Annotated in this window: 17 protein-coding genes, 2 tRNA genes and 1 CRISPR repeat array; of the genes, 8 read left to right on the forward strand and 11 right to left on the reverse strand. The window is 52.1% G+C overall.

Features of this window, described 5'->3' with window-relative positions:
* Positions 1-328: 328 nt before the first annotated feature.
* The 3 genes from Q0336_RS05255 (at position 329) to Q0336_RS05265 (ending at position 3,470) form a co-directional block, all read left to right on the forward strand.
* Positions 329-1,237, forward strand: coding sequence for a DUF3078 domain-containing protein (locus tag Q0336_RS05255; protein ID WP_298526383.1), 909 nt, complete (start codon positions 329-331; stop codon positions 1,235-1,237).
* A gap of 238 nt (positions 1,238-1,475) precedes the next feature.
* Positions 1,476-1,757, forward strand: coding sequence for a cupin domain-containing protein (locus Q0336_RS05260; protein WP_298526385.1), 282 nt, complete (start codon positions 1,476-1,478; stop codon positions 1,755-1,757).
* A gap of 18 nt (positions 1,758-1,775) precedes the next feature.
* Positions 1,776-3,470 carry a PAS domain-containing protein gene (locus Q0336_RS05265; RefSeq protein WP_298526388.1) on the forward strand — a complete coding sequence of 565 codons (1,695 nt, stop codon included), beginning with the start codon at positions 1,776-1,778 and terminating at the stop codon, positions 3,468-3,470.
* A gap of 102 nt (positions 3,471-3,572) precedes the next feature.
* Here Q0336_RS05265 and Q0336_RS05270 read toward each other — a convergent pair whose 3' ends face one another.
* Complete coding sequence (locus Q0336_RS05270; RefSeq protein ID WP_298526390.1) at positions 3,573-4,262, reverse strand: outer membrane beta-barrel protein; 690 nt, start codon at positions 4,260-4,262, stop codon at positions 3,573-3,575.
* Between the two features lie 468 nt (positions 4,263-4,730).
* Here Q0336_RS05270 and Q0336_RS05275 point away from each other — a divergent pair, with 468 nt between their 5' ends.
* From Q0336_RS05275 to Q0336_RS05290, 4 genes are all read left to right on the forward strand, one after another.
* Positions 4,731-5,306 carry a hypothetical protein gene (locus Q0336_RS05275; protein WP_298526392.1) on the forward strand — a complete coding sequence of 192 codons (576 nt, stop codon included), beginning with the start codon at positions 4,731-4,733 and terminating at the stop codon, positions 5,304-5,306.
* 446 nt (positions 5,307-5,752) lie between these two features.
* Positions 5,753-8,140 (forward strand): TonB-dependent receptor, encoded by a 2,388-nt coding sequence (locus Q0336_RS05280; protein WP_298526394.1) that lies wholly within the window; start codon positions 5,753-5,755, stop codon positions 8,138-8,140.
* Between the two features lie 94 nt (positions 8,141-8,234).
* A complete protein-coding gene (locus Q0336_RS05285; protein WP_298526396.1) occupies positions 8,235-8,690 on the forward strand; it encodes a hypothetical protein in 456 nt (151 codons plus the stop codon).
* A 38-nt stretch (positions 8,691-8,728) separates the two neighbouring features.
* Positions 8,729-9,301, forward strand: a complete 573-nt coding sequence (locus Q0336_RS05290; RefSeq protein ID WP_298526398.1) for a hypothetical protein — start codon at positions 8,729-8,731, stop codon at positions 9,299-9,301.
* 544 nt (positions 9,302-9,845) lie between these two features.
* Positions 9,846-10,361: direct repeats of the CRISPR family, unit length 48 nt; unit sequence GTTGTAATTAGCTTTCAAATTCAGTACTTTCGATATAGCTAATACAGC.
* A 113-nt stretch (positions 10,362-10,474) separates the two neighbouring features.
* On the opposite strand, the gene cas2 is transcribed toward Q0336_RS05290, so the two are convergent.
* From cas2 to cas9, 3 genes are read right to left on the reverse strand one after another with little or no spacing between them, the layout of a single operon-like run.
* Positions 10,475-10,813 carry a CRISPR-associated endonuclease Cas2 gene (gene cas2 / locus Q0336_RS05295; protein WP_298526400.1) on the reverse strand — a complete coding sequence of 113 codons (339 nt, stop codon included), beginning with the start codon at positions 10,811-10,813 and terminating at the stop codon, positions 10,475-10,477.
* Positions 10,807-11,721 carry a type II CRISPR-associated endonuclease Cas1 gene (gene cas1, locus Q0336_RS05300; protein WP_298526402.1) on the reverse strand — a complete coding sequence of 305 codons (915 nt, stop codon included), beginning with the start codon at positions 11,719-11,721 and terminating at the stop codon, positions 10,807-10,809. The genes cas2 and cas1 overlap by 7 nt, the downstream gene beginning before the upstream one ends.
* An 11-nt stretch (positions 11,722-11,732) precedes the next feature.
* Positions 11,733-15,308, reverse strand: a complete 3,576-nt coding sequence (gene cas9, locus Q0336_RS05305; RefSeq protein ID WP_298526404.1) for a type II CRISPR RNA-guided endonuclease Cas9 — start codon at positions 15,306-15,308, stop codon at positions 11,733-11,735.
* Between the two features lie 1,042 nt (positions 15,309-16,350).
* Between cas9 and Q0336_RS05310 the strand changes: the two genes are divergently transcribed.
* Positions 16,351-16,426: transfer RNA gene (locus tag Q0336_RS05310), tRNA-Gly, on the forward strand.
* A gap of 288 nt (positions 16,427-16,714) precedes the next feature.
* Here the strand turns inward: Q0336_RS05310 and Q0336_RS05315 are convergent.
* From Q0336_RS05315 to Q0336_RS05345, 7 genes are all read right to left on the reverse strand, one after another.
* Positions 16,715-19,075, reverse strand: a complete 2,361-nt coding sequence (locus Q0336_RS05315) for a transglycosylase domain-containing protein (RefSeq protein ID WP_298526406.1) — start codon at positions 19,073-19,075, stop codon at positions 16,715-16,717.
* A gap of 325 nt (positions 19,076-19,400) precedes the next feature.
* Complete coding sequence (locus Q0336_RS05320; RefSeq protein ID WP_298526408.1) at positions 19,401-20,396, reverse strand: virulence RhuM family protein; 996 nt, start codon at positions 20,394-20,396, stop codon at positions 19,401-19,403.
* Between the two features lie 143 nt (positions 20,397-20,539).
* A tRNA-Arg gene (locus tag Q0336_RS05325) sits at positions 20,540-20,611 on the reverse strand.
* Positions 20,612-20,694: 83 nt separating this feature from the next.
* Complete coding sequence (locus tag Q0336_RS05330; RefSeq protein ID WP_298526410.1) at positions 20,695-21,372, reverse strand: porin family protein; 678 nt, start codon at positions 21,370-21,372, stop codon at positions 20,695-20,697.
* A complete protein-coding gene (locus Q0336_RS05335; protein ID WP_298526412.1) occupies positions 21,359-22,849 on the reverse strand; it encodes a LysM peptidoglycan-binding domain-containing protein in 1,491 nt (496 codons plus the stop codon). The genes Q0336_RS05330 and Q0336_RS05335 overlap by 14 nt, the downstream gene beginning before the upstream one ends.
* A gap of 500 nt (positions 22,850-23,349) precedes the next feature.
* Positions 23,350-25,605: a family 20 glycosylhydrolase gene (locus tag Q0336_RS05340; RefSeq protein ID WP_298526414.1), complete on the reverse strand. Its 2,256-nt coding sequence runs from the start codon at positions 25,603-25,605 to the stop codon at positions 23,350-23,352.
* Positions 25,606-25,791: 186 nt separating this feature from the next.
* Positions 25,792-26,121: a PG0541 family transporter-associated protein gene (locus Q0336_RS05345; RefSeq protein WP_298526416.1), complete on the reverse strand. Its 330-nt coding sequence runs from the start codon at positions 26,119-26,121 to the stop codon at positions 25,792-25,794.
* Between the last annotated feature and the right edge of the window lie 12 nt (positions 26,122-26,133).

Genomic DNA, 26,133 nt, shown 5'->3' on the forward strand with positions numbered 1-26,133 from the left:
TGTGGGTCGCCTCACCGACCTACCGTAGGTCGCAAGGACGACCCACAGTAGGTTTCATTTGAGGGCTCTCGGGGGTACGAGACCAAGTGCTCTGATCAGACCCATCAGATAGGGGGATGAGCACCCAAGAAAGCTAAGCATATGGAGTAGTGCTACCGCCTTGTCTAGCCCTCTTCTGTCGTTCGTCTGGAATGCAGGTAGGATGATCGGTATGCTACTTCTTGAGGCATCAGGGCTAAGGAGAGCGAAGCTTATTCCTCCCTAGTACCTAAAAATATGTATTTTTGCACCCGCAAATCATTCATTTTATCAACAATTCAATACAGTAATGAAGAAATTTCTTATTCTTTTTACCCTTCTGTTCTCCGTAGGCCATGTAGGAGCGCAGACCGAAGCAACTCCTCAGGAGGAAGCTCCCAAGGCTTGGAAGTTCTCTGGAGTCTCTGGTCTCAACCTTGCTCAGACCTCACTGACCAACTGGGCTGCTGGGGGTGAAAACTCCGTCGCTTGGAATCTCTACCTCAATGCTTCGGCTAACTATAAGAAGGATGGCTGGAGCTGGGACAATGCCCTTGTCACCGACTTCGGGAAGACCTACACCTCGACCAACAAGTGGCTCAAGAGCGTCGATAAGCTCAACTTCAGCACCAAGGTAGGTCGCTTAGTGAGCAAGCACTGGAGCATCTCGGCCCTCGGTGACTTCCTCTCGCAGTTCGATCGTGGCTACGAAGCCTCTACCAATCCCAATATCCCAGGGAACAAGGACAAGTACATCTCTACGCTCTTCGCTCCAGGCTACCTGACGCTGGCTATCGGGGCAGACTACAAGCCCAACGATGACTTCTCCCTCCTGCTCTCTCCCGCGACGGGGAAGATGACCTTCGTCCTTGACAAGAAGCTCTCCGACGCTGGCTCCTTCGGTGTCACCCCAGGCAAGAAGGTCCTCGCTGAGCTCGGTGCGCTGGCTGTGGCCAACTACAAGCGCAAGCTCGCTGAGAACATCAACCTCGTCAGCAAGCTCACCCTCTTCACCTCGTATGACAAGAACTTCGGTAACATCGACGTGAACTGGGATATGATGATCGCTTTCAAGATCAACAAGTTCCTCTCCACGACGCTCACGACGAACCTCGTCTACGATGACAATGTCAAGACCGTCGATGATCTGGGCAATGTCCGTGGAGCTAAGGTCCAGTTCCGCGAAGTCCTCGGGCTCGGTCTCGCCTACTCGTTCTAATAGGCCTTCATAGACGGGCTACTAAGCCGCTCATACCAAGGGCTATCTCATTCGTTGAGATAGCCCTTGTTCTTTATCCCTACAAGCTTTGTGGATGGGGATGCAGTCTAATCGCTGAAAATTCACTTTCTTTACAGTTAAATATGCGGTATATATATATCCATATACATATCACGCAAAAACAGATTATAAACATAGGGTACACTCCATTACCCATACACTTAGCATCCATATACCTATGCTTGGACAGGAAATCTCCGACTTCGGACACATCATCAGCAACGACCAGCTCTCAGTCGTACACGTAGACCTCCCCAAGGGGAAGAAGATCGCTCCGCATGACCATAAGGGACAAGACATCTTCTTCAGCGTCGTCAAAGGGCAAGTGAAAGCTACCCTCAACGGCAGCGAAGAGCACACGCTCAGCCCAGGGACACTCCTCCGCTTCGACGGCGAGGTATTCATCGGCATCGAAGCCCTCGTAGATAGCGAGTTTTTCGTCTATCTCATCAACCTCTAATTCCCCCGATTCTCCACCATGGAACAAATGAAAGACAACCTCCCTGAGGTAGACATGGAGAAGCTCCGCGTCGTCCTAGATGTCAAGGAAAGATACCTCAGCGGCGCGCTCCCCCTCGACGAGGCACGTGCTATCCTTAGGGAACGAGTGAAGACCTTGCGCCCCTATGAGATCGCTCTCGCCGAACAAGAGATCAAGACCATCGAAGACGACGAGTGTCGCAAGGAAGATATCCAGCAGATGATGGTCCTCTTCCAGGATGTCCTCGATAGAAGTCGTCCCGACCTTCCCGAAGATCACCCCATCATGTGCTACATCCGTGAGAATGATGCCATGCGAGGACTTCTCAAGCAGGTCGAGGAGCTGGCGCAGTACCCAGTGATCAAGAACCAATGGCTTGAGCTCTACGACGAGCTCCATAAGCACCGCCTTCACCTCTCCCGCAAGCAGAACCAGCTCTATTCGATCCTAGAGCGCAAGGGCTTCGATCGTCCCACCACGACGATGTGGCTCCTCGATGACTTCATCCGTGATGAAGTACGGGATGCTCGTAGGCTACTCGAGGAAGACCGGGAGGAGGAGTTCATCGCCATGCAGCCTGTGATCGTCGCTGACATCCTTGACCTGATGGAGAAGGAAGAGACCGTCCTCTACCCCACCTCGCTGGCGATGATCCGCCCCGAGGAGTTCGAGGAGATGAAGGCTGGAGACCGTGAGATCGGCTTTGCATGGATCAAGGTAGGTGCGGGGCAAAAGGCTGAGGAACCCAAGAAGCCCCTCCCCGCTACCGAAGCTGCGGGCTTTGCAAGTGATCTCGCAGCACTCCTCGGTAAGTACGGCTTCTCGGGAGGCTCTACCCCTGGACAGCTCCTCGAGGTAGCTACGGGGCAGATGACCCTTGAGCAGATCAACCTCGTCTACAAGCATATGCCCGTGGACTTCTCCTATGTCGATGAGCATGAGATCGTCCGCTTCTATACGGACACCGACCACCGAGTCTTCCCAAGAAGTAAGAATGTGATCGGGAGAGACGTGAAGAACTGCCATCCACGCACGAGCGTGCATCTCGTCGAAGAGATCATCGACAAGTTCCGTCGGGGTGAGCAGGATGAAGTAGACTTCTGGATCAATAAGCCAGGGCTCTTCATCTACATCTACTACGTCGCGGTACGTGATGAAGAAGGGCGCTTCCGTGGCATCCTCGAGATGATGCAGGACTGTACCCGCATCCGCAGCCTTGAGGGTTCGCGTACCCTCCTCTCTTGGGACAAGAGCAACAAGGCAGCCTCGAAGCACGGAGAAGCCCCAAGAACAGCATCTGCTCCTTCGCCTACGCCCGAAGCACCAGCAGCCCCCCAAGAGCAAGCCGAGGAAGAGAGCGAGTATGTCTCCTGCTCCTGCATGAAGGGCGCTAGCCATGCTCCCAAGGCTCCAGAGGCTACCTACGACGAAGCCCCCGCTCCAGTCTCATCCGTGCAGAAGTCAGAGATCGAGATCACGGGAGCGACTCGCCTCAAGGAGCTCCTCGAGCTACACCCTTGGCTCAAGGGCAAGCTCCCCGAGATCAACTCGGCCTTCAAGATGCTCTCCTCTCCACTTGCCCGCATCATGATCCCCAAGGCTACGGTATCGATGATGAGCGAACGTAGTGGCATGCCCCTCCCCGAGCTCATCAGTCAGCTACAGCGACTCATCGCTGAGCACAAGGGCTAATTACTCCCTCATCCTTCCACAAAGAAGCGAGGCTCACCCGACACATTGGTCGGGTGAGCCTCGCTTTTATTGCTTAGGAGATCTGCTCTCCTCTAGCTTCTACTAGAACTGATACCCCAGCGTGATGTAGCCGGTCATGAAGCGTGGCGTATCAGTCGATACGTAGTAGGGAGCACCAAGGCTCTTGGCTACGGTCTTCGTCAAGCTAGCATCGATACCACCACGGAGCGAGAACTGCTTGTACTGATACATCAGACTAGCACCCAGACCCACTTCAAAGCGGTTGAAGGCCTTCTCAGCATACAGATCAAGGCTCGTGCCACGCTTAGGGCGAGCTGCATCTACGTTCTTGCCGTCATTGGTGAGCTTGGCAGAGAGACCGTAAGCGAGGTAAGGAGCAACCGAGAAGAAGAAACCATGATCATCCCCAATCGTAAGGAACTTCATAGAGACCTCTAGGGGCAGCTGGAGGGCATAGTTCTCGATCTTAACATTCTTGTACTCGGGCTCGATCACGATCTTCTGACCTTCCCCACGGCCGATGACGAAGAGACCTGGGTTAAACGAGAAGATCGTATGCTCGAAGGGCAGGATGACACTAGCCCCGACACGGAAGCTCGTAGCCATCACCCCTGCGTCGCCATCATGGTTCACACCGAGTGAAGAGATACGAGATAGAGTCAGACCAGCCTCTGCACGATAGCCGATCTTACCAAGCTCCTGAGCGGAGAGGCTAGTACCTAGAGCCAGCAGGGCGCAGGCTGAGAAAAAAACATTCTTGAATAGCTTCATTTTTTGTACTGCTTTAATACATTGATTACTTGAGCCACGCATCCCCAGAGACCCTAAGAGAAATAACCTCAATACAACTGATCCTGCTAGTTTGGATCGCTTTGAGAGGGCTCGATGGGGCGAGCTACGAATGACACGCAAATATACGTAAAACCCCTCAGACCCCTTCTCCCTTTTTTCTTACTCTAAAGTCCCCCGTCGCTTGAAGGAAGCCCTCTCATTACCCGCCAAGGCAACTTACACAACCTACAATGAGCATCATCATTACCGGTAATAGTGACGAATACTACAGGGAAGAATCTCCTCCAGGACAAACGCTGAACACCTCCCTCTGTACAAAACAGGGAGAAGACCTGAAGAATATACGACTTGCGTAACCCTACCATTATTGTTACTCGTCTTGATATTCTCTAACTTCGCAGAAACTAACTAGGCTCTCACATAGAATAACAACTGATCTATACACAAATGAACAAGAAACTACTGGCACTGATAGCCATGATATCTGTATCGTCCTGCTCCAGAAGCCTAGAGAGCAAGTTCGGAAAGATCATCAAAGAAGACCTGAACAAGACTATAGCCGATTTCTATCGCTATGAGCCACTCGAAACAAAAGTCTTAGATAGTGTCTTTGACTCTCCTTATATAGATGCTGAGATCCTCCAGCTTGCAGAGGAAGCGCTCGAAAAAGCGACTGAGGCCGAATCTATAAAGAAAGAGCTTGACATATACCGTGATGTATATGATGAGTACTTCCAACCAAGGATCGATCGTAAGCAACAGGAGTTTGACAAGGCGAAAGATCATATTGAATATCTTCTAGAAAAGATAAGGAATAGGAGCAGTATGATCGTCCCCAAATTCCGAGGACATGAAGTGAAGCACACGTTTCGGCATACCGACTCTAGGGGGAGGAAAGAGATCATCACCCTCTACTATGTAATCGATGAAGATAAAGAAGAGGTCGTATTTCGCTCCCCTAACAATAAAAAGTCAGCACAAATCAACGAAGTCATCGAGTACGCTCTATCCAAAGAGAAGTAGGGGGAGGGATTGCTCACCTATACATTCTATTGCATAGCACTATTCCTGCTGACAGGATAAGAGCAATAGAGTGCTCTCGATATCCGCCGTCGCATAGCATATGTATAGCAATGGAGGGATTCATTGCTGGCTCTCAAAGTAATCTTGTCAGCTAATAAGGTGTCACGCCTCTTGAATACCGACACCATCCCCTCGATGAAAGGGAGGTTAGCCACGTGTGCTGACCTCCCCGAACTCTTTATATTCCATGTGAGCTCCTAGCACTCACAGCCGACCTACAACGGGAAAATCAAGGGGTATACACTTCGATAAGCCTCATACGCGATGTCAATCAAGGCGAGGTAGTTTACAGTTTCTGTACATTTGTTCAGATTCTAACGCCTAAAGAGGCCGAAGTTCACCTCCCCTCTGAAGGACAATACTCCTCCCATCACAAACTAACCGCCATGAATCGATTCATTCTACGCCTACTCCTTTGCTTCATTAGTGTTAGCTATAGCGTGTCAGCCAGAGCTCAGCAGAAGGTCGCGGGGCGGATACTCGACGAACATCGAGGAGCGATGGACGGCGCAGTCGTCCTACTCATCACGATACCTCAGGGTGTCCTGGTCGAATCCACTCTTACCGATGACACGGGAGCCTTCTCCCTCCTTCCCCGTGAAGGGGACTTCCTTCTATGTATCCGTTCGCTCGGATATAAGGAGGTTAAGCAAAGGATCTCCTGCACTCCAGGCCTGCGCCTCCCTGATATCCAGCTCGAGCCAGAGGAAGTTTCGCTCAAGGATGTCGTAGTCACCGCCCGCAAGTCTCGGCCGATGACCAGTGCATCCCATGGCAAGATACAGATTCACGTTGCCCAATCCTATCTCACCGACATCGGGAATGCGCTAGATGTGCTGAAGCATTCCCCTGGGATCTCGGTCAGTAGCAAAGGCGACATATCCTTGGCCTCGATCGGTGGGACAGCCCTCTATGTCAATGGGAGGAAGCTGATGCTCCAAGGCGAGGAACTCGCAGCCTACCTACGCTCCCTCTCGTCATCGAAGATCGCTCGTATAGAGACTTCCCCCAGCCCTAATGCAAGCTTCGGGGCGGATGGAGCCGGTGGCATCATCAACATTGTACTGAAAGCCTCGGAGCACTCCGGCTTCTTCCTCACGACTTCGCACAGCGCCGCCTATTGGGAGAACCTACGTCAGAACTCCGACCTCGCCTTGTCCTACAACACGAGCAAATGGCAGCTGGGGCTCAACTACAACCATGCGATCGGACATCATGCCATGGACTATGGCTATGAGAAGATCCAGAATGGTGATAGAAGTTCGTCAATAACGATCGACACAGACAAGCGAAACACCTATTCGGCAGGGATTGACTTCTCGTGGCAAGTGACACCCAAGAGCAAGCTATTTGCCAACAGCACAGTGAACCTCCTCGCAGGGCCTGGCAAGACTCAGACAACGACGCACATCTACAAAGGCTTGACTTCTCTGGAGGGCATACTCCGAGCACGCAACGACTATGTCGAGCAGAAGACCCTTCGGTACAGCAACAGCTTGAACTACCTGTACCAAGCGTCCGAAAATCAACAGCTATCCATCACCGCAGACTGGACACGCTTTGATGGCAAGGCCCGCTGCGAGCAACCTAATCATTATTACTCAGCGACGAATAGGCTTTTCCGCTCGGACTTCTTCTACTCACAACCAGAGAAAGACATCGATATCTATGCCCTCCTCGTAGACTATAAGCACCGTCCCAATACCCAGAGCGAATGGCTTGCAGGCATCAAGACCTCTTCAATCAAGAGCGACAATAGCTTCCTCTTCAAGAAGAATGGGGTCATTGATCCTCAGCGCTCCAACAGCTTCCGCTACAATGAGCAGAACATCGAGGCATACACGCAGTACACCCACTCGTGGGACAAACTAGAGCTCAGTGCTGGACTACGGATGGAGTACATGCACACGCACAACAAGCTAAGTACACATACCCATCAAAACGCCGAGGAGAACAAAGGTAACCAGCTACGTCTCTTCCCCAATCTGAGCCTATCCTACACGATCAACGACAAGAATAAGATAGCCCTGCTGTATAGTCGCCGTCAGGATAAACCTAGATACGAAGACTTGAATCCCTTCGAGTACTTGCTCGACGAACTATCCTACTGGAAGGGGAATCCCTTCCTGAGACCTCAGACAAGCCACAAGTTCATCCTAAACTATATCTGGAGTAGTCTATCCTTGAACCTATATTACACCAAGCTCGACGACTACTTCACTTCGATCACGGATGCCTTCGAGAGCAACAAGACCATCATGACCACGAAGAACATAGGGACACAGCAGCAAGTCGGACTAGAAGCCGTCTTCTCTAAGCGCCTTGCTCCATGGTGGGACTTCAGCACCAACCTAGGCTTCTACTACTTCGTGAACCGCCTAGACTACGAGACATACAAGCAGGAGTACAAACGCCCCTCTTGCTCTCTGTCCGCAAGCAACAGCATCCTACTGCCCTTCGGCTTCAACCTCGAACTCTCTGGGCGCTACCATTCCAAGCGCCAGGGTGGAAGCTACGAAGTCAGCAAGCCTACGGGGGGCATTGATCTGGGGCTCAATCGCAGCTGCTTAGACGGTCGTATGCGCCTATCTCTTCTGATGACCGATGTGCTGCATACCGAGCGCTGGGATAGCTATGGGGTGAAAGATGCACTGAACCTATCCTCTTGGGGTCATGGGGAAAGTCGTAAGGTCATACTCCGCCTCAGCTACAGCTTCGGACGGCAGAAGTTCAACAAGGTAGAGCGGGATCTCGATGAAGTAAATAGGCTATAGCACAAGCATAGGGATGAGAATTAGCTATCTTTGAAGTAGCTCTGTAAGATGAGGATCAACCTACTTCACGGTGCAATTGACAGCAATTCGCCCTATGGACACGATACACTATTCCTTCCGCTACTCGAAGTTGGTGTGGATCATCTCCACCTTGGGCCTCGTGGCTCTTAGCTATCTCCTCTATTTCCTCCTCACCTCCAAAGAGCAGCTTATCTATGAGCTCATCGGATGGTCTGCGGTGCTGGTACTCGTCTATCCCATCATATCTATGCCACTGAGCCTGAGCTATGACGGGGAGACACTTGTCCTAAGACGATTACTTTGGTCGAAGGTCTATAGCCGTGCCGACTATTCGATCCAGAAGGTCGAAGGCCTGAGCCTCCAGGGAAGTCTTCGGGTCTTTGGTTCGGGTGGATACTTTGGCTTCTTAGGCCTGTTTTGGAAACCCAAGGTAGGACTCTTCAAGCTCATTCAGACAGAGTCCTCCAGCAGCTATCTTCAGATAACAAAGAAGGGTGGCTCACGCACGCTGTACATCGCCTACTGCTAGTTCCCCGATAATTCCTCCACACACCAAGGCAAAACCCAATGTCGAAGACGATCAATCCCGTACACTCGTTCTTTCATTCCAATCCAGTCCTAGCGAATATCCTAGGAGTCGCCTTCCTACTCTGTGCCCTATCGACCAACTTCATCGCTATCCAAAGGAGCATCTCTACCCTACCCCACTTGGTATATAAGACGGGCATCGTCGAGAGCTGGAAGAGCACAGGACGAAGGCACCACGATGCCTATCTCAAGATCGTAGGAGAGAAGAAGATCTATACCACCGAGTACTTTGGCGGATGGTTCAGTCTCCAGCACAAAGGGAAGAGCGGGGAGGAGGTAGCGTTCTACACCCTTCCCGAAGCAAGCGATATACGCTCTGGTGAAACGCACTACGTTGGTCTAAGCAGAGTGGGACATCCCCGTCTACGCTTTTGGCTTTTCTTCGAGCTCCTACACTTTCAGTACGGCAGTCTGATCATTCCTTGGGCATTGAGCTTCTTCGGTCTTCCACTATTCAACCTGAGCATGGTCCAAAATCGGGGGTTACGAGTAGTCTCTACCTGCGTTGTTCTCCTATCGATGCTTCTTTTCTTCTTCGTCATCTTCGCCTAAGTTCGTCCCCCCTCGGCCGATCTAACCCAAGGTTATTCTCGCTGTACCATCACCGGAAGCGACCGCCATCCCCATCTGGTGGCTTGCATGGCTTTTAGCTTCTCCTGCTATACCATCACTTGCAGCGACCGCCATCCCCATCCCATGAGTATGCACTAGCAATAACGAAGAAGCCCACCATATTCCCTGAAGCCCCCAAACACGCTCCTTGTCTACCTTTCCCCACGAGCCATCAGCCCAATATCCATAGCTATCTGAGGGGGCGATGGAGAGACCTATGATAGGTCGCCTCGATGACCCACTATGGGTTCCTCTTGCGACCCATCATAGGTATTTCTGAAGCCCCTACAATCTCCCCCTAGAACGACCATGGAAGACACATCCTTCTTTTCGGAGCTATCGCATTGAGGGGACTGACAGCCTGCAGAGCTTCGAGCTACTGCTATCGGTCGTCATGTGAGAGCTCAGCTGCGATTAGCTCTCCAATTCAGCACTTTCGATATAGCTAATACAGCCTGAGCGATCGGGATAAGGGCTTCACCGAGTTGTGATTAGCTTTCAAATTCAGTACTTTCGATATAGCTAATACAGCCAATGATGTCATCCTCGGCGACTGCTCTGCGTTGTAATTAGCTTTCAAATTCAGTACTTTCGATATAGCTAATACAGCTGATAATTGGTTGGATGTCAACACTACCAAGTTGTAATTAGCTTTCAAATTCAGTACTTTCGATATAGCTAATACAGCCATTTTACTTCTATTTAATTGGTGTTTTTAGTTGTAATTAGCTTTCAAATTCAGTACTTTCGATATAGCTAATACAGCTCGAGGCGTCCGCACTCGACGAAGCTAAGAGTTGTAATTAGCTTTCAAATTCAGTACTTTCGATATAGCTAATACAGCCGACCCCTCCTCTAAGGAGCGCTTCAGTGCGTTGTAATTAGCTTTCAAATTCAGTACTTTCGATATAGCTAATACAGCCCTTGGCGGATCTCATTGAGTTCACGCGTCGTTGTAATTAGCTTTCAAATTCAGTACTTTCGATATAGCTAATACAGCCGACCATATATAGTCAACTGTGCATTAGCCACTTATCGAAGGATTTAGAAACAAAAAAGCCGATGGGTATCCATCGGCTTTTTGTCTTCTAATACCAGAAAAAGACTTAGACTCTAGAACATATCAAAGAGCAGAGGAGTAGTAGGGCCCTCTTTGGGTATATGCGATGAGAAGTGCTCCATCATCCCAAACTGCTTATCCGTGATCGTCATGATGATCACCTCTCCTTCGTCTGGTAGCATCTCCTTGACACGACGGACATGCGTCTCAGCATGCTCCATACTCGGACAATGACGCATATAGATCGAGTACTGAAGCATCGTGAAACCATCCTGTATCAATCCCTGGCGGAAGCCAGAGGCTGCCTTTCGCTCCAGAGTGGTATAGGTAGGGAGATCAAAGAAGACTAAGACCCACATAACTCGGTATTCACTTAGGCGATGAGCTAGCATGAGAAGAGAGGATAAGAGAGGCGACGGCTCTCCCCCGTAAAGCAGCGCAGGAGAGAGGTCGCTGTCTGAGAGGCTGCAAGCATCAGAGGTCGTCGCTGTCCTTCGATCTCCACATCTAGGGCAGAGATCGAAAGTAGGCGAGCCTTGATCTCCTTGCTCAATACAGAGGGAAACCCTTCGTCCTCACATATCTCCACGACGAGCTGATCGACATAAGGGCGATAGGGCTCCATGATGTCGTCAGCAAGACAATAGGCATTGTACTTATTATGATGGTGAATACCTAGTGTAGGCAGGAGACCTGCAGCGACCAGAGCTCGGGCAATGATCGCTCTCAGGAGGGCATACCCATAGTTGAGTAGTGAGTTAGGGGCTGTCTCCTCTCGCTCTCGCACAAAGTCTGGGAGGGAGACAAAGAGGTTACGCCAATAGAACGCCGCTGCTCTAGCCTCCAGATTCTCAGTGTCTCCACTCTTCACTTGCCGAGACCAAGCGAGCATATTCTTAGCTGGTTCACCAAGGACCGCCTGAAGTACAGCTGCTTGATTCTGTATCTTGGCTTGGATCGTCTGCTGCCAGAGTCGCTTGCGTAGCGGTACCGAAGCATCAAGCTGGGCACGGAAGCGCTCATTCTGAAGGCTATGTGCATCCAAAGGAAGGAGAAGCCCTGAGGGGAGATGATTCATAGAGCAGGTTACGACAGCGCAATTGTAACTGAGGAGCGTATCAAGAAGCCTATGTGTAATCGTGATCTGCGGATGATCAAGGAGGACGACCCCGATATCCTCTATCGGGATCGTCCGTATGCTCGGAGCTCCGCCTTCACCTGCAGACTGACGGATCTCCAGCTGTCTCTGACTCAAGGCCAGGTAGGCAGGGCTACCAAAGTATAGTGTTCGCTTGATCATAAGTCTTAAGCTTATTCGGGAAGAGACATCTCGCCAAGGAGATTGACTTTGACCCTACGTGGATTTTCCTTCTCATAGGATTTAGCCCCCCGTAAGCGGTAGAACTTAGGGATAATTCCCGTCTTATTCTTGATATCCTCGACTTCGGTCTCAAGGTGGTACCGGAACACATAGTCCTCCGATGACAGCTTTTGAACACGATAGAGGTGATTGCTTAGGGTCAGCAGATCAGACTGCTCCAGTGCTGTCTGGATCTCTTCGTCCGTTAGCCCAATGAGGAACATCTCATTAGCCTGCAGGTGCTCAACGAACTCCCAGTCAGAGTCAGGGAGACTCGCTAGTAGAGCCTCTGGGACATCTTTCTTTTGGAGTACTTGATCAAGGACTTCACGAGGCTTCCTGATGATCATAGGTATGCCATAGCGAACACGATCCACAGCCTGCCAAAAGGTGACACACGATTCAACAAGCTCACCCTCCGGCGTTCGGTAGATAGCTACATGGTGATTGTTACCGGGTTTGACAAAGGTGATCGCCTCACCCGAATCATTGTAGTACAAAGGGATGATGCTATTCTTTCCATTCTCGACGGCAACCCGTACGCTACGCACTTGCTGGGTCCCTGCTGCATCAGAGTAGAGCGGGGTGGCTGTGATCAATTTCAGATCAGGCTTTGCTGCATCACCAGATTGATTGACACGAGCCATCACTTCACGGCGAAGCTTAGGATCTACGATCTGCTCTATCTGAGGTGCGGTGAGACTTGCTAGAGCGACCTTCTTGACGTATGTGGGCTCACCATTCCTCAAGATCCGTCCATAGAGGCTCTCTTCTGACAATGGCCCTCGGGGGATGAGCACACCAGCCTGAGTCTCGTTCTTTCCTGAGCGGTGGTAGGTATTGCGCCCCGTGGAGACCGTGCGCTTACCTGGGCGGAAGGACACAAGGATCTCTGCTACCTTGGCTCGTACTGTCTGATGAGAGAAGTGAGGCTGTAGGATGAGCCAGTTTTCTAGGAGACTATGCTTCTCCGCAGTGGTACGCCACTGTCCCTGCACTTCCTGAAGCATCTGCTCGCTATCCTCCTCAGAGTTCAGTCTATTGAGTCTCTGAATATGGCTCTGCCGCGTGCAAGCCACGACGAGCGCATCGATCGCATGATGTCGATGATCCTTACGCTTCGACCAGTCCTTGATCTTTTCGGTCTCAGTGATCGAGCCATCCTTCTCCTCTTGGCGAACAAGCTCTGTCTCACCCATAGATTGGTAGCGCTCAAAGTTGAGTTCGTGCAGGATCCGATCATAGCCCCAGAGATGACGAAGTTTAGCAGTCACACTCCCCTCAGAAGCGTAGACACGACGAACCCCTTGACGAAGGATCTCCTGCGCCTGTCGAGCGATGTACTGAGTCAGACGAAGCTGACGCTCGATGAAGTCTGAGGGGATATCCTCCTTCCTCCACAAGAGGCGACGACGCTTGCTATAAGAGATCTTACCATCATGGAAGAGGCTCTCTAGGCGATCTCTATACTCTGCCTCCTGCCCCTTAGCAAGGATATATTCATAGGCCGTCCTATTGTCTTTTTCCTTATTGCATCGGCTACATGCGCAGGTTTTATTCGCAGACGAATCATCGTAGAGGATGGACTTCGGGATGATGTGCTCGATCTCGACCCCATCACCTCGAAGGAACTGCACGACATCGATCGACTTACCACAGTAGAGACATTGCTCTCCCGCCTCCTGCCAGAGACGATACTTCTGGATACGAGACTTCGTCGGATAGAGTCCATACTCCTTGATACGCTCTGCGATCTCTTTGTTCTCCTTCTCCCTAGACCGGATCCTCTTAGAGGTATCTTCACGCTCCTCTCGACTCATCTTCAGCTCTCGTGCCAGCTCCACTCGCACCTCATCAATCGATCCGTGCTTCTGGCGGAGGGCATTGACCAGGTTGATCATCTGGTTGAGGATCTTCTCCACAATGGGCTGTCGAAGTGCATTGCGCTGGAGCAAGGGGATGTGCTCTAGGAGTGGACGCTCCTCCAGCTCCTCCTTAGTCAGACTACTAGCAGAATGGCGCTTCCCTGCTCGCTCGCAGGCCTCACTATAGCCGTACCCCTCCTGCAGATGGGGCAGAAGCTTACAGATGAACTTCGCCGACTTATTGCTGTAGCCCTGCTTGACGAAGTCGATCTGATAGAGCTTATCAAGCAGCCCCTCATCTAGATCCTCTTCTTGGAAGCCCAACTGATCGATGAGCGCCCCACGCATCGCCTCTCGCTCCTCTATGGAGTAAAGGATATGCCACAGCCGATAGAGAGGTTCACTGAGGTAGCTCTCATCAACAATGGAGCGGATAAGCCCAGTTTCTGGATCAGCTACTTGGGCATCTCGGAGCTTCAGATCCAGGCGAAGAAGCCCTTCATACTTCTTATATCCTGCTAGAGCTTTGCGCAGGATGAGTCGTGTCGTATCTCCCTTGACTCCTCCCTTGAGGAGCTTATCACACCAGAGCCCCTCCCTATCTGAGATCTTAATAGCCTTCTTAAGGGCGGTGAAGGTCAGCTTGTCATGCGTCTGTAGATAGGCTAAGAGCTTCTTCTTCTCCTCAAGCGTGATCGGTCTCTCCTTCCCATCGGGATAGTAGATACGTATGTTATGGATGGACTCCCAGAGCTTGCAGAGCTGGGCTATCGGAGAGCTCTTAGGCGCAACCTTGGGGCCAATCGTGATCTTCCGCTCTTGGAGCTCTTCCTTACCCTCCCTATTGATCTGCTTAAGCTTGACGACACGCTCTTGCTTCTCAAACTCACAGAAGGATACTAGCCCCTTGCAGGACTTCAGTGGACGCTGGAAGAAGATGACCTGATCCCTTAGCTCTTGGATGAATGCTGGAGTCAAGACCTCGGGATAAAAATTCGCCTGCACCTCCATGATACGATCATACTCCTCGATATAGGCTTCCCGAGGATATACCTGATCCTTGATGCGGTAGTTATAGAAGAATCCACCCGAAAGACTCTCCTGCCTATGCTTTTTGAGCTTGAGAGCAAAGTGCTGTCCGACGGTAGTCCCCTCCTGCTGAAGCTCCGCATAGCGTCCCTTCACAGCAGCTACATAGCCCGTCTCTTTACCCCGCTTAGCTGCTTCTTCAGCTTCGTCGGACTTTGCATGCTTGTAGCCTCTTTTCTGGTTGATATGGTAGAGTACACGCCCGATCTCTGGGAGCGTGAGTTGCTCTCCTGGTGATGCAGCTCGTGCACGAAGCTCCCAAAGATCTAGGACAGGAAGACGCATCAGAGCTTCATCGGGGAGCATTCCATGATCCCCGAGCTTTTTGCTAAGCACTTTGCGTCGCAATTGATAGCGATCTATCCCTTTTCGGATGGTGCGCTGAGTGGTGCGCTTTTGATTTTTGGAGATGGCTTTCCCTTGGGAGAACTCATTCAGATCATCTGCTGTCAGAGGCACGATCCGACTTCCCATCCCTAAAATCTCAGCAGGATGCTCCTGCTCATCAAGGGCGATGAGACACCACCCTATGGATCCGACCCCGAGGTCGAGACCGAGTACATGCTTACTCATAAGCTATTATGTTGTGTAGGTTAAATCTTTAAGCTACCTTTGTAGTACTGAATTTGAAAGCTAATCACAATAAGGATTATTCCGTTGTGAAAACATCTAAGGCGGGCCTCCCTCGGAGAGCTCGTCTTCTTTTTGCTCCAGCATCAGACATCTAGCATAAGTAGCTCACCACACGAAATTAACGACTTCTACGAAGAGAAACAACCTAATGCAACTCTTCTTCCTGCATTTTATTCTCAAGCACGAATATTTCGTAGAAGAGATACATCCTTAGAGATACCGATGAGCGAGCTAAGACCCAGCCTAGGCTACCCATCCACGAAGCACGCCCCTACTATCCCTCCCTCTGAGGGCACATCAACACCTCCATTTCCCAAGGCTGCATGAGATCTGACGTATCATGACACAACTCCCAGATAACCAGTCGTCATCTTAATAGGGCTAAGTAGGAGAGCAGACAAAGCAGAAGGATCACCGCCCATAGCGTGCCCCTCTCCAATTATCACACGTCAGTCCTAGCCCCAAAATCAGAGCTAGAGCGACAAGCAAACAAAACCTACTGTAGGTCGCCTCGACGACCTACAGTGGGTCGTCAAGGCGACCCACTATGGATCCCACTTGCGACCCATCATAGGTCACTCTACCGAGCTATTTCAAAGTACATCCCCTTCCTATTCTCCTCCTCAGCAGAGCCTACTAGCAACAGAGCGATGCAATCATCAAGCATCCCCTCTTCACGGGCATAACTCAAGAGGGCTTACAGGTGATGAGGAGCCGCCCTCACCTTAGCCAGTACACAAAAGCAATAGATAGACTAAGTTGGCATCTAGGGATCCCAACTCTCTCTGGAGGATAAAGCAAGAGAAGGCTTCGATTCATGCCCGAACTCGGAGACTACACCTCGACTCTGCTGTGCACTACTGCACCTAGGAGCAGAGGTGCTCTCAAAGAAATTTTCCAGAAGATTTGGTCAATTCAAAAAGTCATCGTAACTTTGCAACGCAAAAGAGAAAGGCAAACCTCTCTAAAAGCAAATTGACATGCGGAAGTAGCTCAGTTGGTAGAGCATAACCTTGCCAAGGTTAGGGTCGCGGGTTCGAGTCCCGTCTTCCGCTCCAATAGGTTTCCATAGTTTTGATGTGTATTTGTTTGATGAGGCATTCTAAGATTCACTAAGGTGATCTTGGGATGTTTCTCTCTTTTATGGCGGTCGCTTACGCATACGATCCTACTTCCACAGCAAGCAAAGAGAGGAAGGGGACACAGCCCAGCTGATAGCCCACTCCCGTTGACAGAAGAGACTGGCAGATACTGATAGCAGAGAAAACGATTGAGGCCCTTGAACCAGATTGGTTCAAGGGCCTCAATCGTTTTCTATCTATGGGAGGCTTCCCCTAGACTTCTTCTTAGAAGTCCATCGGAGGTGGGGATGAGTCTGGAGTATCACTCGGCTCACCTTCGAAGATCTCAACCGCTTCGTCATCTCCTCCTCCCGCATCGTAGCAGGGAGAGAAGCCTTGCGGCATCTGGAAGGGAATACCTACCAGATAGCCCAGCGTACGGTCTGCATAAACCTTCTTCATGAACTTACCGAAGATCGGGAGAGCAGCTGCTGCCCCTTGCCCGAAGGCCATGGAGTTGAAGCGGATACTTCGCTCTTCACCGCCGACCCAACAGCCAGCAACTAGATCGGGAGAGAAGCCCATGAACCACGCATCACTATTATTCTGCGTCGTCCCCGTCTTACCGCCTAGAGGCATCTGAAGACCGAAGGACGAACGAAGACGGCCCCCTGTACCTCCATTGATGACATGCTGGAGCATGTAGAGCATCTTGTGCGCTGCATCTGCGGTGAGGACCTCGGTCATCTTAGGAGCAAAGGTCGCTACGATATTGCCGTGCATATCTTCGATCTGCGTGACCATGATAGGATCAACACGCACCCCGTCATTGACAAAGGTCGTATAACCCGAGACCATCTCCCCAACCGTAGCTTCTGGTGTACCAAGGGACATCGCCATCGTCGCTTCGATAGGTCCACGAAGGCCATAGCTTTCGAGGAGACGCTTGAAAGTGATAGGAGAGGTACGACTCATCAGTTCGGCCGTCACCCAGTTATCCGAATTCTGCAGCCCCCATTGGATCGACACCATCTCACCGATGCGGCGGTGGTTGGCATTACGTGGGGTCCAAGTCTGACCATTATCTAGACGGTAGGTACGCTGCACATGAAGCACCTGATCGCAGGGAGAAGCCCCATCAATCATGGCTAGCGAATAGAGATAAGGCTTGATGATCGACCCCGTCTGACGACGACCATCCGAGACCATGTCGTACTGGAACTGGGAGAAGCTGATATCCCCGACATAGGCCAGCACATAGCCATTGTGTGGATTCATCGCCATGAAGCCTGAGCGCAGGATCCCCTTCATATAGCGGATGGAGTCAAGAGGTGTCATGATCGTATCACGTCTCCCCTGCCAAGACCACACCTGCATCTTCGTCTTGCGATGGAACTGAGAGCGGATCTCTTCATCCGAGAGACCATCCTCCTTGCTCAAACGCCAGCGTTCAGACTGACGCATCGCACGGTCAAGGATCTTCTTACGCTGCTCTGCCGAAAGAGAAGAACTGAAGGGATCTCCACCTCGAGCCTTACGCTCTCTGTCGAAGGCAGGCTGGAGATGCCCTGCCATATGCTCCTGCACTGCCTCCTCGGCATAGCGCTGCATGACGGGGTTGATCGTCGTATAGATCTTCAACCCATCGGTGTATATATTGTAGGGGGAACCATCCGACTTGCGGTTCTTATTGCACCAGCCGTAGAGCGGATTTGTCTCCCACTGGATGCTGTCATCTCTGAACTTCGCATACTGCCACGAAGCGTAATCACTACGGTTGGGCTTCTCGGCCATCATGATCTTGCGCAGATGCTCACGGAAGTAGGGAGCGATGCCCTGCTTGTGGTCCGTACGATTGAAGGAGACCTTAATGGGCAAGCGAGACAGAGAGTCGACTTCACGAGAAGTAAGGTAACCAGCCTTCTCCATCTGCTGGAAGACGACATTGCGTCGCTCCATCGGTAGCGGGCTATTAGCTCGGAGGACGGGATTATAGGTCGATGGATTCTTACACATCCCGACGAGCATCGCTGCTTCCTGGATATTCAGCTCAGCGGGGGTCTTACCGAAGTAGGTGAAAGCCGCCGACTTGATCCCCACAGCATTGTAGAGGAAATCGAACTGATTGAGGTACATCGCTAGGATCTCCTCCTTGGTGTAGAAGCGCTCGAGCTTGGCTGCGATAACCCATTCGACCGGCTTCTTCATCATACGAGTGAAGAAGTTAGAGCTGGGAGGCGAATAGAGCATCTTAGCGAGCTGCTGGGTCAACGTACTCCCCCCACCGGCACTCTTCTGCTGAAGGATCCCCGTCTTGAAGACAGCACGAGCCAGCGAACGGAAGTCAATCCCCGAGTGATTCTCGAAGCGCACATCCTCGGTCGCAATAAGCGCCTTGACCAGATTAGGCGAAAGATCCTTATAGTCTACAAGGACACGGTTCGATCCTCCGTGGGCAAATGACCCGATCACTTCCCCATCGGAAGCCAATATCTGGGAGGCATACTTGTCAATTGGATTCTGGAGCTGTTCGATGGGAGGAAGATAGCCTATCCAACCCATTGAGATGGCGAAGATACCGCCTAAGATGCCCAGCCAGACGAGCGAGAAAGCGAGCCAAAGCCAGGGCTTGATCTTATGTTTCATCTATAATCTTTGTCGTATTCTGTCCCAAGCTCACTCCCCCAGATAAGGATATTAGGGAGGCCAAGATGGGACACACAGATTGTCTCTTTTTCAGTCAGAGCGAACAAGTGACGCTCGGTACAAAGGTAGCTACTTTTCGTTATTATGCTGACGGGCGGTCCCCAGCAGAAGGGAGGAGCTCCGCACACCCGACATCCACCCAAAGAAATACCCCCTCTGTACAGTGCTGATGTACAGAGGGGGTGTCATCTTGACGAGCTCTTCTAGTAAACTATCATAAATAGACTATATCAGCTCGATCTTTATCTTTTAGGGAGACAACATGCTAGTCCTTCCCGTTGAGGCGCTTGACCTCTAGGTCAAAGTCAGAGACGAAATCCAAGTCTTGTCTCTTTCGGAAAGTCTCATACTCCCGCTCAGCCTTGAGCTTAGCTTCTAGAGCAGAGATACTCCCAGCCCCTTCTAACACAGGGCGTCCCGCAATACTAAGGAAGTCATCAAGAAGCTTGCTCCAGTCTTGCATTCTCATAGGGATCTCACGCAGGGCTCTATCCTCGGCTAGATCAAGATATGCAGATACCAAGCGATTGATACCACTCATCTGCGTATGGCTAAGGTAGTTCTTAGCAATACCTATATCTGACTTCATCACTTTACCCTGAGGGGCTCGTCTCCAAGTCATCAGCCCCATGTGAGGTAGCGCTGCATTTGCTCCATGGTAGATGATCTCTGCCGCTGTCTGTCCCGATATAGCCCAATGAAGTTTATTTTGCACCGACGCAAAGAAACGCTTAGTTTCTTGAGCTTGGCTATCGTAATCGATCGAGAGTGCATAGATATCGGTGATCTTTTGATAGAAGCGACGTTCACTAGCACGGATCTCACGTATATCTTCAAGTAACTCTTGGAAATAATCATGCCCGAAGCTCTCCCCTTGTTTGAGACGATTCTTGTCGAGAACATACCCCTTTGTAATAAAGGCATTAAGTGTAGTTGTCGCCCACTGACGGAAGAGGGTAGCCTCTACAGAATTGACTCTGTAGCCCACTGCAATGATTGCCTCTAGGGGATAAAAGGACATATCTCGCTCGACCTCTCGTGTACCTTCGGTTTGAACTATCCGGATCTTCCGGATAGTTCCCTCTTCGAGGAGTTCACCCGACGCAAAGATATTCTTCAGATGCTCGTTGATCGTCCGCACATTCACCCCGAAGAGATCCGCCATCCGCTTTTGCGTGAGCCAGAAGCTCCCATCCTCGTAGCGAACTTGTACGTTCACATCCCCAGCATCTGTGGTGTATAAGATGATCTTGCTATCCATAATATAAGTGGGATTATTGAGGCTAGAATCTCCATCTAGTGAAAATGATTTTACTCTGCTTACCTCATTAAGAAGAGCCCCTAGTGACTTCCACTTGAAGCTACACTAGGGGCTAGGTCATAACAGCATCTATTTTATTCTTGTACCCCCGAGCAGAATCGAACTGCTATCTAAAATTTAGGAAATTCTTGTTCTATCCGTTGAACTACGAGGGCCTCAGTCAAGGAGCTTCAGAGCGCTCCAGACGGGGGCAAAGATAGCGAAATTCTGCATTGCCCCTTGCCCTTATCCCCGAAGCTTAGAGACGGAAGAAGTAGTTGAGCGTGGCCCCGAAGCGCATCTCTGAGGACTGGACATAGGCCGATCCTCGGCGGGTACTCCAGATATTGCCCAGCCCGTAGACGAAGCGTCCTTCGAGCTCGATCCGCTGTCTTGAGCCAAGAGCGACACTGACCCCAGGGCCTCCGCCCAGCCCCCAGAAGAGGCGGTCGGTGACCACCATCTTGTGCCGAGCAAGATCACGCTCGCTCATATTCGCCTCGCCTGAGACCTCTGAGGATTCGCTGAGGTGATACCCGACGAAAGGCCCTAGATTGAGGAAGAGACGTATACCACCCGAGCGGAAGTAAAGATGCGAAAGGAACGGGAGCTCCAGATAATCAAGGTGTCGGGCATAGCTCGTCGAACGCAAGTCATACTTCTCTAGCCATCCGCCCCGCAGATAGTTAAGTTCCACCTGCAGAGAAGCACCCCGCTCAATGTCGTAGCGCAGAGCGAGCCCTCCGACATAACCCACGTGGATGCGCTGGCGCACCGAGGGCACGAAGGTGAAGCGGCTAGCCGTGATCCCTCCGTGTGCTCCGATGGAGAGCGATTGAGAGAAGGACTGCTTCGCTTCCCCCTGCGCCCAAAGCGGACTGGCAAGGAGCAGAGGCAGAAGCAACGCTAAGAGGAGCTGACGACTAATGTGCTTCACGGAGGATAGCGCCTGAAGAAGGATAGTAGACGAAGAAGAAGCGATCGTTGGTGTAGACATTCCCCTCACCTCGCTGGAGATGGAAGTCTAGCTGAAGCCCGTCGGAGGGGACAGAGGACATGTTGTTCACAAAGCCCTGCCCATACATCGAGTAGGCACGGATGAAGTAGCGTGCCAGATCATAGCCTAGGACGCTGTACTTGGGATAGGAGTTGCTCACCTTGTGGCTGAACCAGCCCGTGAACTGGCTGAGGAAGTCCTTCGACTCAGGGAGTGTTGGGTCGAAGAAGAAGCTCGTATAGATCGTCGTATTGTAGCGACGTAGGTTCTGCTGGAACTGCGTGCCATAGGCCTGCCACTGGGGATAGCCGAAGAGGCTAACACCCGCTGTCTGACTACCGATAGCAGCCATGGTCGCTTGGGCAAGATTGCGATCGGGCGAGATGGGCACGACCACGGCATTGCTTCCGAAGCTGACAGCGCCTCGGCCAAGCTCTAGAGAGCGGCTGGAGATACCTGCTCGACCCAGAGCTGAACGAAGCTGGGTCACGAAGCCATCCTCCGTATCTCCCAAGCGATGGGTGAAGATCACTTCCTTCCCTCGGTAGCGCTGCAGGAAGGCTGGGATCACCCGATCAAGGATCGTAGAGGTATGTGCATTCGCTAGGACGACACGACCATCCCCCGTCTCTAGGGCACCTGCCTTGCTAAAGGGGATGATGTAGTAGCTATACCCCGAAGCGGCTGCGATAGCTCGTATCTGCCCCTCCGTGACACCGCCGACGACCAGATCCTTCCCTCGGAGCTTGCCCTCTTCGATGTAGGCATTGAGTGCCGCATCGCTGGGGACATCGAGCGTGGTCAGCTGCATGGAGATCCCAGCCTTCTTCAGCTGGTACATCCCGAGAAGGAAGCCTTCGTAGAACTCCACATAGTGCTTATCCTGCTTGAGTGGGAGAAGCACAAGGATGCGGGTCTGGGAAGTAGCCACGGGCGAAGGAGTGGTAGGCTCCTGCGGGGCGGGAGCAGGCTCATTGATCACGGGGCTATCAGCCTTCCCCGTAGGGATGATGAGCTCCATGCCCACCTGGACATTAGAAGAGGTAACCCCTGGGTTGGCTCTGAGGAGATCCACCAGATCCACCCCATAGTTGCGGCTGATGCCGTAGAGGGTTTCTCCAGACTCTACTTTGTGCTTCCGTCCCTTCTGCGAAGTAGTCGTCTGAGGTGTAGCCGCCGAGGCGGAAGGGATGAGGAGCTTATCCCCGACCTTGATCTGCTGACGAGCCCAAGGATTGAGTTCGTAGATCTTATCGATGGGGACATTATACTTGCGGGCTATGCTGTAGACGGTCTCTTCACGCTGCACCTCGTGCTCACGTATGCGTCGGTTTCCCTGCGCACTTCCCCCCACATAGATGAAGAGTAGGGCCATCGAGAGGAGTAGAAGGCGACGATAGGGATGCGAAAGTGTCATCGGTCTCTGTGCTTACTTATTAGTATGAAATATGAGACAAAGGTACAGAATCAGGAGCAATACCCGAGGTGCCAGCGGGACGGACACGTCATAGCTGAGCAACGCTCCCCTAAAGAGAGCAGCCGTGCGCCCTATTCGGCTTGGCTACTTGAGCTCATTCTGTAGCTCCGAAGAAGGAAGCCTAACCCCAAGGCTGCCACCTCGTCATCTACTAACCTTTCTTCGAGTAAAAACCCCGTCCTAGGCATGGGGCTACTACAGCGCTTCGGAGCGTGCTCTTCAAATGCTCAAAAAGGGACCTACGGTAGGTCGCCGAAAAAACCTACTGTGGGTCGGTCAACCGACCTACCGTGGGTCGTCTCGGCGACCCACAGTAGGTTTCTGAGAAGGGGGTAAATAAAAAGCTTCCATACCCAGAGGTGATCCGCTCAAGGACCAGCCTCTCGGCATGGAAGCTTCGTCAGCTACCGCCTAAGTCAGCGGAGCTAGTGGAATGCGTCCTAATGGATCACGATCTCATCACAGAAGATGAAGTTCCCCTTGGGGCGAGCATTCGAGGCCTTGAGACGCACGTAGCGAGCACGCTCCTTCATCGGGAAGGAGAAGGTCTCGAAGACAGGCTGGTAGATCTCTTCACTCGTGCGGGTAGCTTGCTTAGCGACGCTACGGAAGTTCTGTCCATCACTGCTCAGGAGGATCTCCACATCCCCAGGCATGTAGACCCACTGGATGCGCTCCTGCATGAACTTGGCGAAGATATGACTCAGCTCCTCTTCCTTACCCAGATCGATCGTCACATCCAGAGGTGAGGTGAAGCCCTGCCAGCGCCCATCGAGATAGGTAGGCGTACCACGTACACCATCGAGCAGAGCTCGCTCACCACCGGCGGGATACTTCTCGTTCCACGAGCAATCGTTGTAGGTGATCTTCTTCCCGATCCCCTTATGGTAGTCGGAGCGGAAGCGCAGCTCGGGCACATCAAGAGCCTTTGACCCATCGAAGAGTCGAGCGACGAGGAGGATCGAGTCACAAGAGGTAATGGGCTGACCCGTATAGACGGGTGAGGAGGCAGTAGGCTCAGTGCCGTCTACCGTATAGCGAATCTGTGCAGCTGGGCGCTCGCTCGTGAGGCGAACGGAGACTTCATGACGAGTAGTATCGACTTCGTTCAGCGCAGCGATGTGGCGGAGCGGATAGGCATTGACCCCTCGCTTGATGAGGGCAGGCACATGGTAGTTCGTACGGCGAAGGAAGCTGGTATAGTCACGCTCGGACTGTGGGGTCCAAGCAACTTCGGCCAGCGCCAGCACACGGGGGAAGAGCATGTACTCGGCATGGGGTTCGTCGAGGACGTACTCTGTCCAGAGGTTGGCCTGCACACCGAGGATGTACTTAGCTTCACTAGGTGTAAGTTCCTTCGGCATGGGGTTGTAGGAATAGACCTTCTCCAGCGTAGTGAAGCCTCCGTTAGCACGTGGCTCGCCGTCAGCTTCTCTCTGATAGAAGTCTAGGTAGACATGACTCCCCGGGGTGAGGACGACATCATGCCCTTCTTTAGCCGCCTTGATGCCCCCTTCTTCACCACGCCAGCTCATGACCGTAGCATCAGGCGCAAGACCACCCATGAGGATCTCGTCCCAGCCGATGAGCTTGCGTCCCTTACTGTTGAGGTACTTCTCGATGCGGCGGATCATGTAGCTCTGGAGCTCGTGATCGTCCTTCAGACCTTCGACACGCTTACGCTCGGTACACTTAGCACATTCGCCCCAGTGCCTCATCGTAGCTTCGTCTCCTCCGATATGGATGTACTTGGAGGGGAAGAGCGCCATGACTTCATCGAGGATATCCTCAAAGAAGGTGAAGGTCTTCTCGTTGCCAATACATACATCGGAGTTCTCGAAGGCCCACTTATTGAGGCAGCTTAGCTCGGGGTAAGCGGAGAAGAGTTCGTTGCTGTGCCCTGGGAGTTCGATCTCAGGGATCACCGTGATCCCAAGCTGCTCGGCATGACGCACGACACGCAGGATCTCTTCCTTCGTGTAGTAGCCCCCGTAAGCACCTGGGGTACCTTCGTCGACAAAGCGGCGATCCTTCTGCCACCACTTATCCCAGTCCGTCTCGGTACGGAAGGCCGCCTTCTTCGTCAGCAGAGGATACTTCTCCGAGGGGAAGCGCCACCCTCCCCCATCGACGAGGTGCCAGTGGAAGCGATTGAGCTTGTAGCGAGCCATCTCATCGAGGAGACGGATGATCATATCCGTCTTCATGAAGTGGCGAGAGACATCGAGCATCACCCCTCGATAAGCAAGACGTGCCGAGTCAACGATCGAGAGCTGAGGGAGGCGAGAGCCATACTGCCCGATGATCTGCAGGAGACTCTGTGCCCCCTGACGAAGCCCAGCTTCATCACGAGCGACGAGATCAATACCCCGAGCCCCGATCGTGAGGCGATAGCCTTCTCTCCCCTGAACCGTAGGATCAAGGCGAGAGCGAATAAAGCTCAAGGAGCGACCCTTAACCTGAGACGTTGCAAGCGAAAGCCCCGTGAGTCCCTCACGGAGTACTCGTGGAGTTTGGCCAGAGAGCTTTAGGAGCTTGGGCAGAGTCAGCGACCCCGAAGCATAGGTGACCGAGACAGGTCGAGGGATGAGCTGAAGGCTATCAAGAGCCACTGCCCCCTGAGCGGAGAAGATCCCCGCCAGCGAGAGTGCGACAGCTCCGAATAGCTTACGCAGACGAGCGTAGTTCGTTCGCATAGTAAATCGTATTTGTAGCTAAGAATGAATGATTTCTGCGCACAAAGATAGGCCATCCCCTTAGACCTGCCCTATTTCTATGGGGAAGAACATGCCCCAGACCCTCCTAGAGCAGGAGAATCTGGGGCAAAGACTAGGGGCGCATCGCTACGCCACAAGGGGAAATAAGAGGATGGGCCTGCGCAACTAAATAGCAGCCTCTACAGACCAAACAAAGGCACGCAACCCCTGGTCTGGGGTCGCATCATCAAGGGCCTTCAGCCCCTCAAGGAGCGCAGGAACTCGAGTAGCAGGAGCTACGACAAGCATCGCCGAATTCATCGTAGGCCAAGCATGGCTCCCGATATGAGGTTCACCCGTAGTCGTCCCTCGCCCTTGGGCACGCTCCCAAGAGGTATAGCCTCGAAGACCTTGGCGAGAGAGCAAGCGTAGGATCAGCTCGTGATAAGCCTGATTGTAGGCGATGAAGACAGTCTTAAGCGGTTCGGCTGGAGCGAAGCGATTATTCTCGTTCATAGGATAGTGCAG

The sequence above is a fragment of the uncultured Porphyromonas sp. genome (assembly GCF_938039215.1).
In the GTDB taxonomy this organism is placed as follows: domain Bacteria; phylum Bacteroidota; class Bacteroidia; order Bacteroidales; family Porphyromonadaceae; genus Porphyromonas.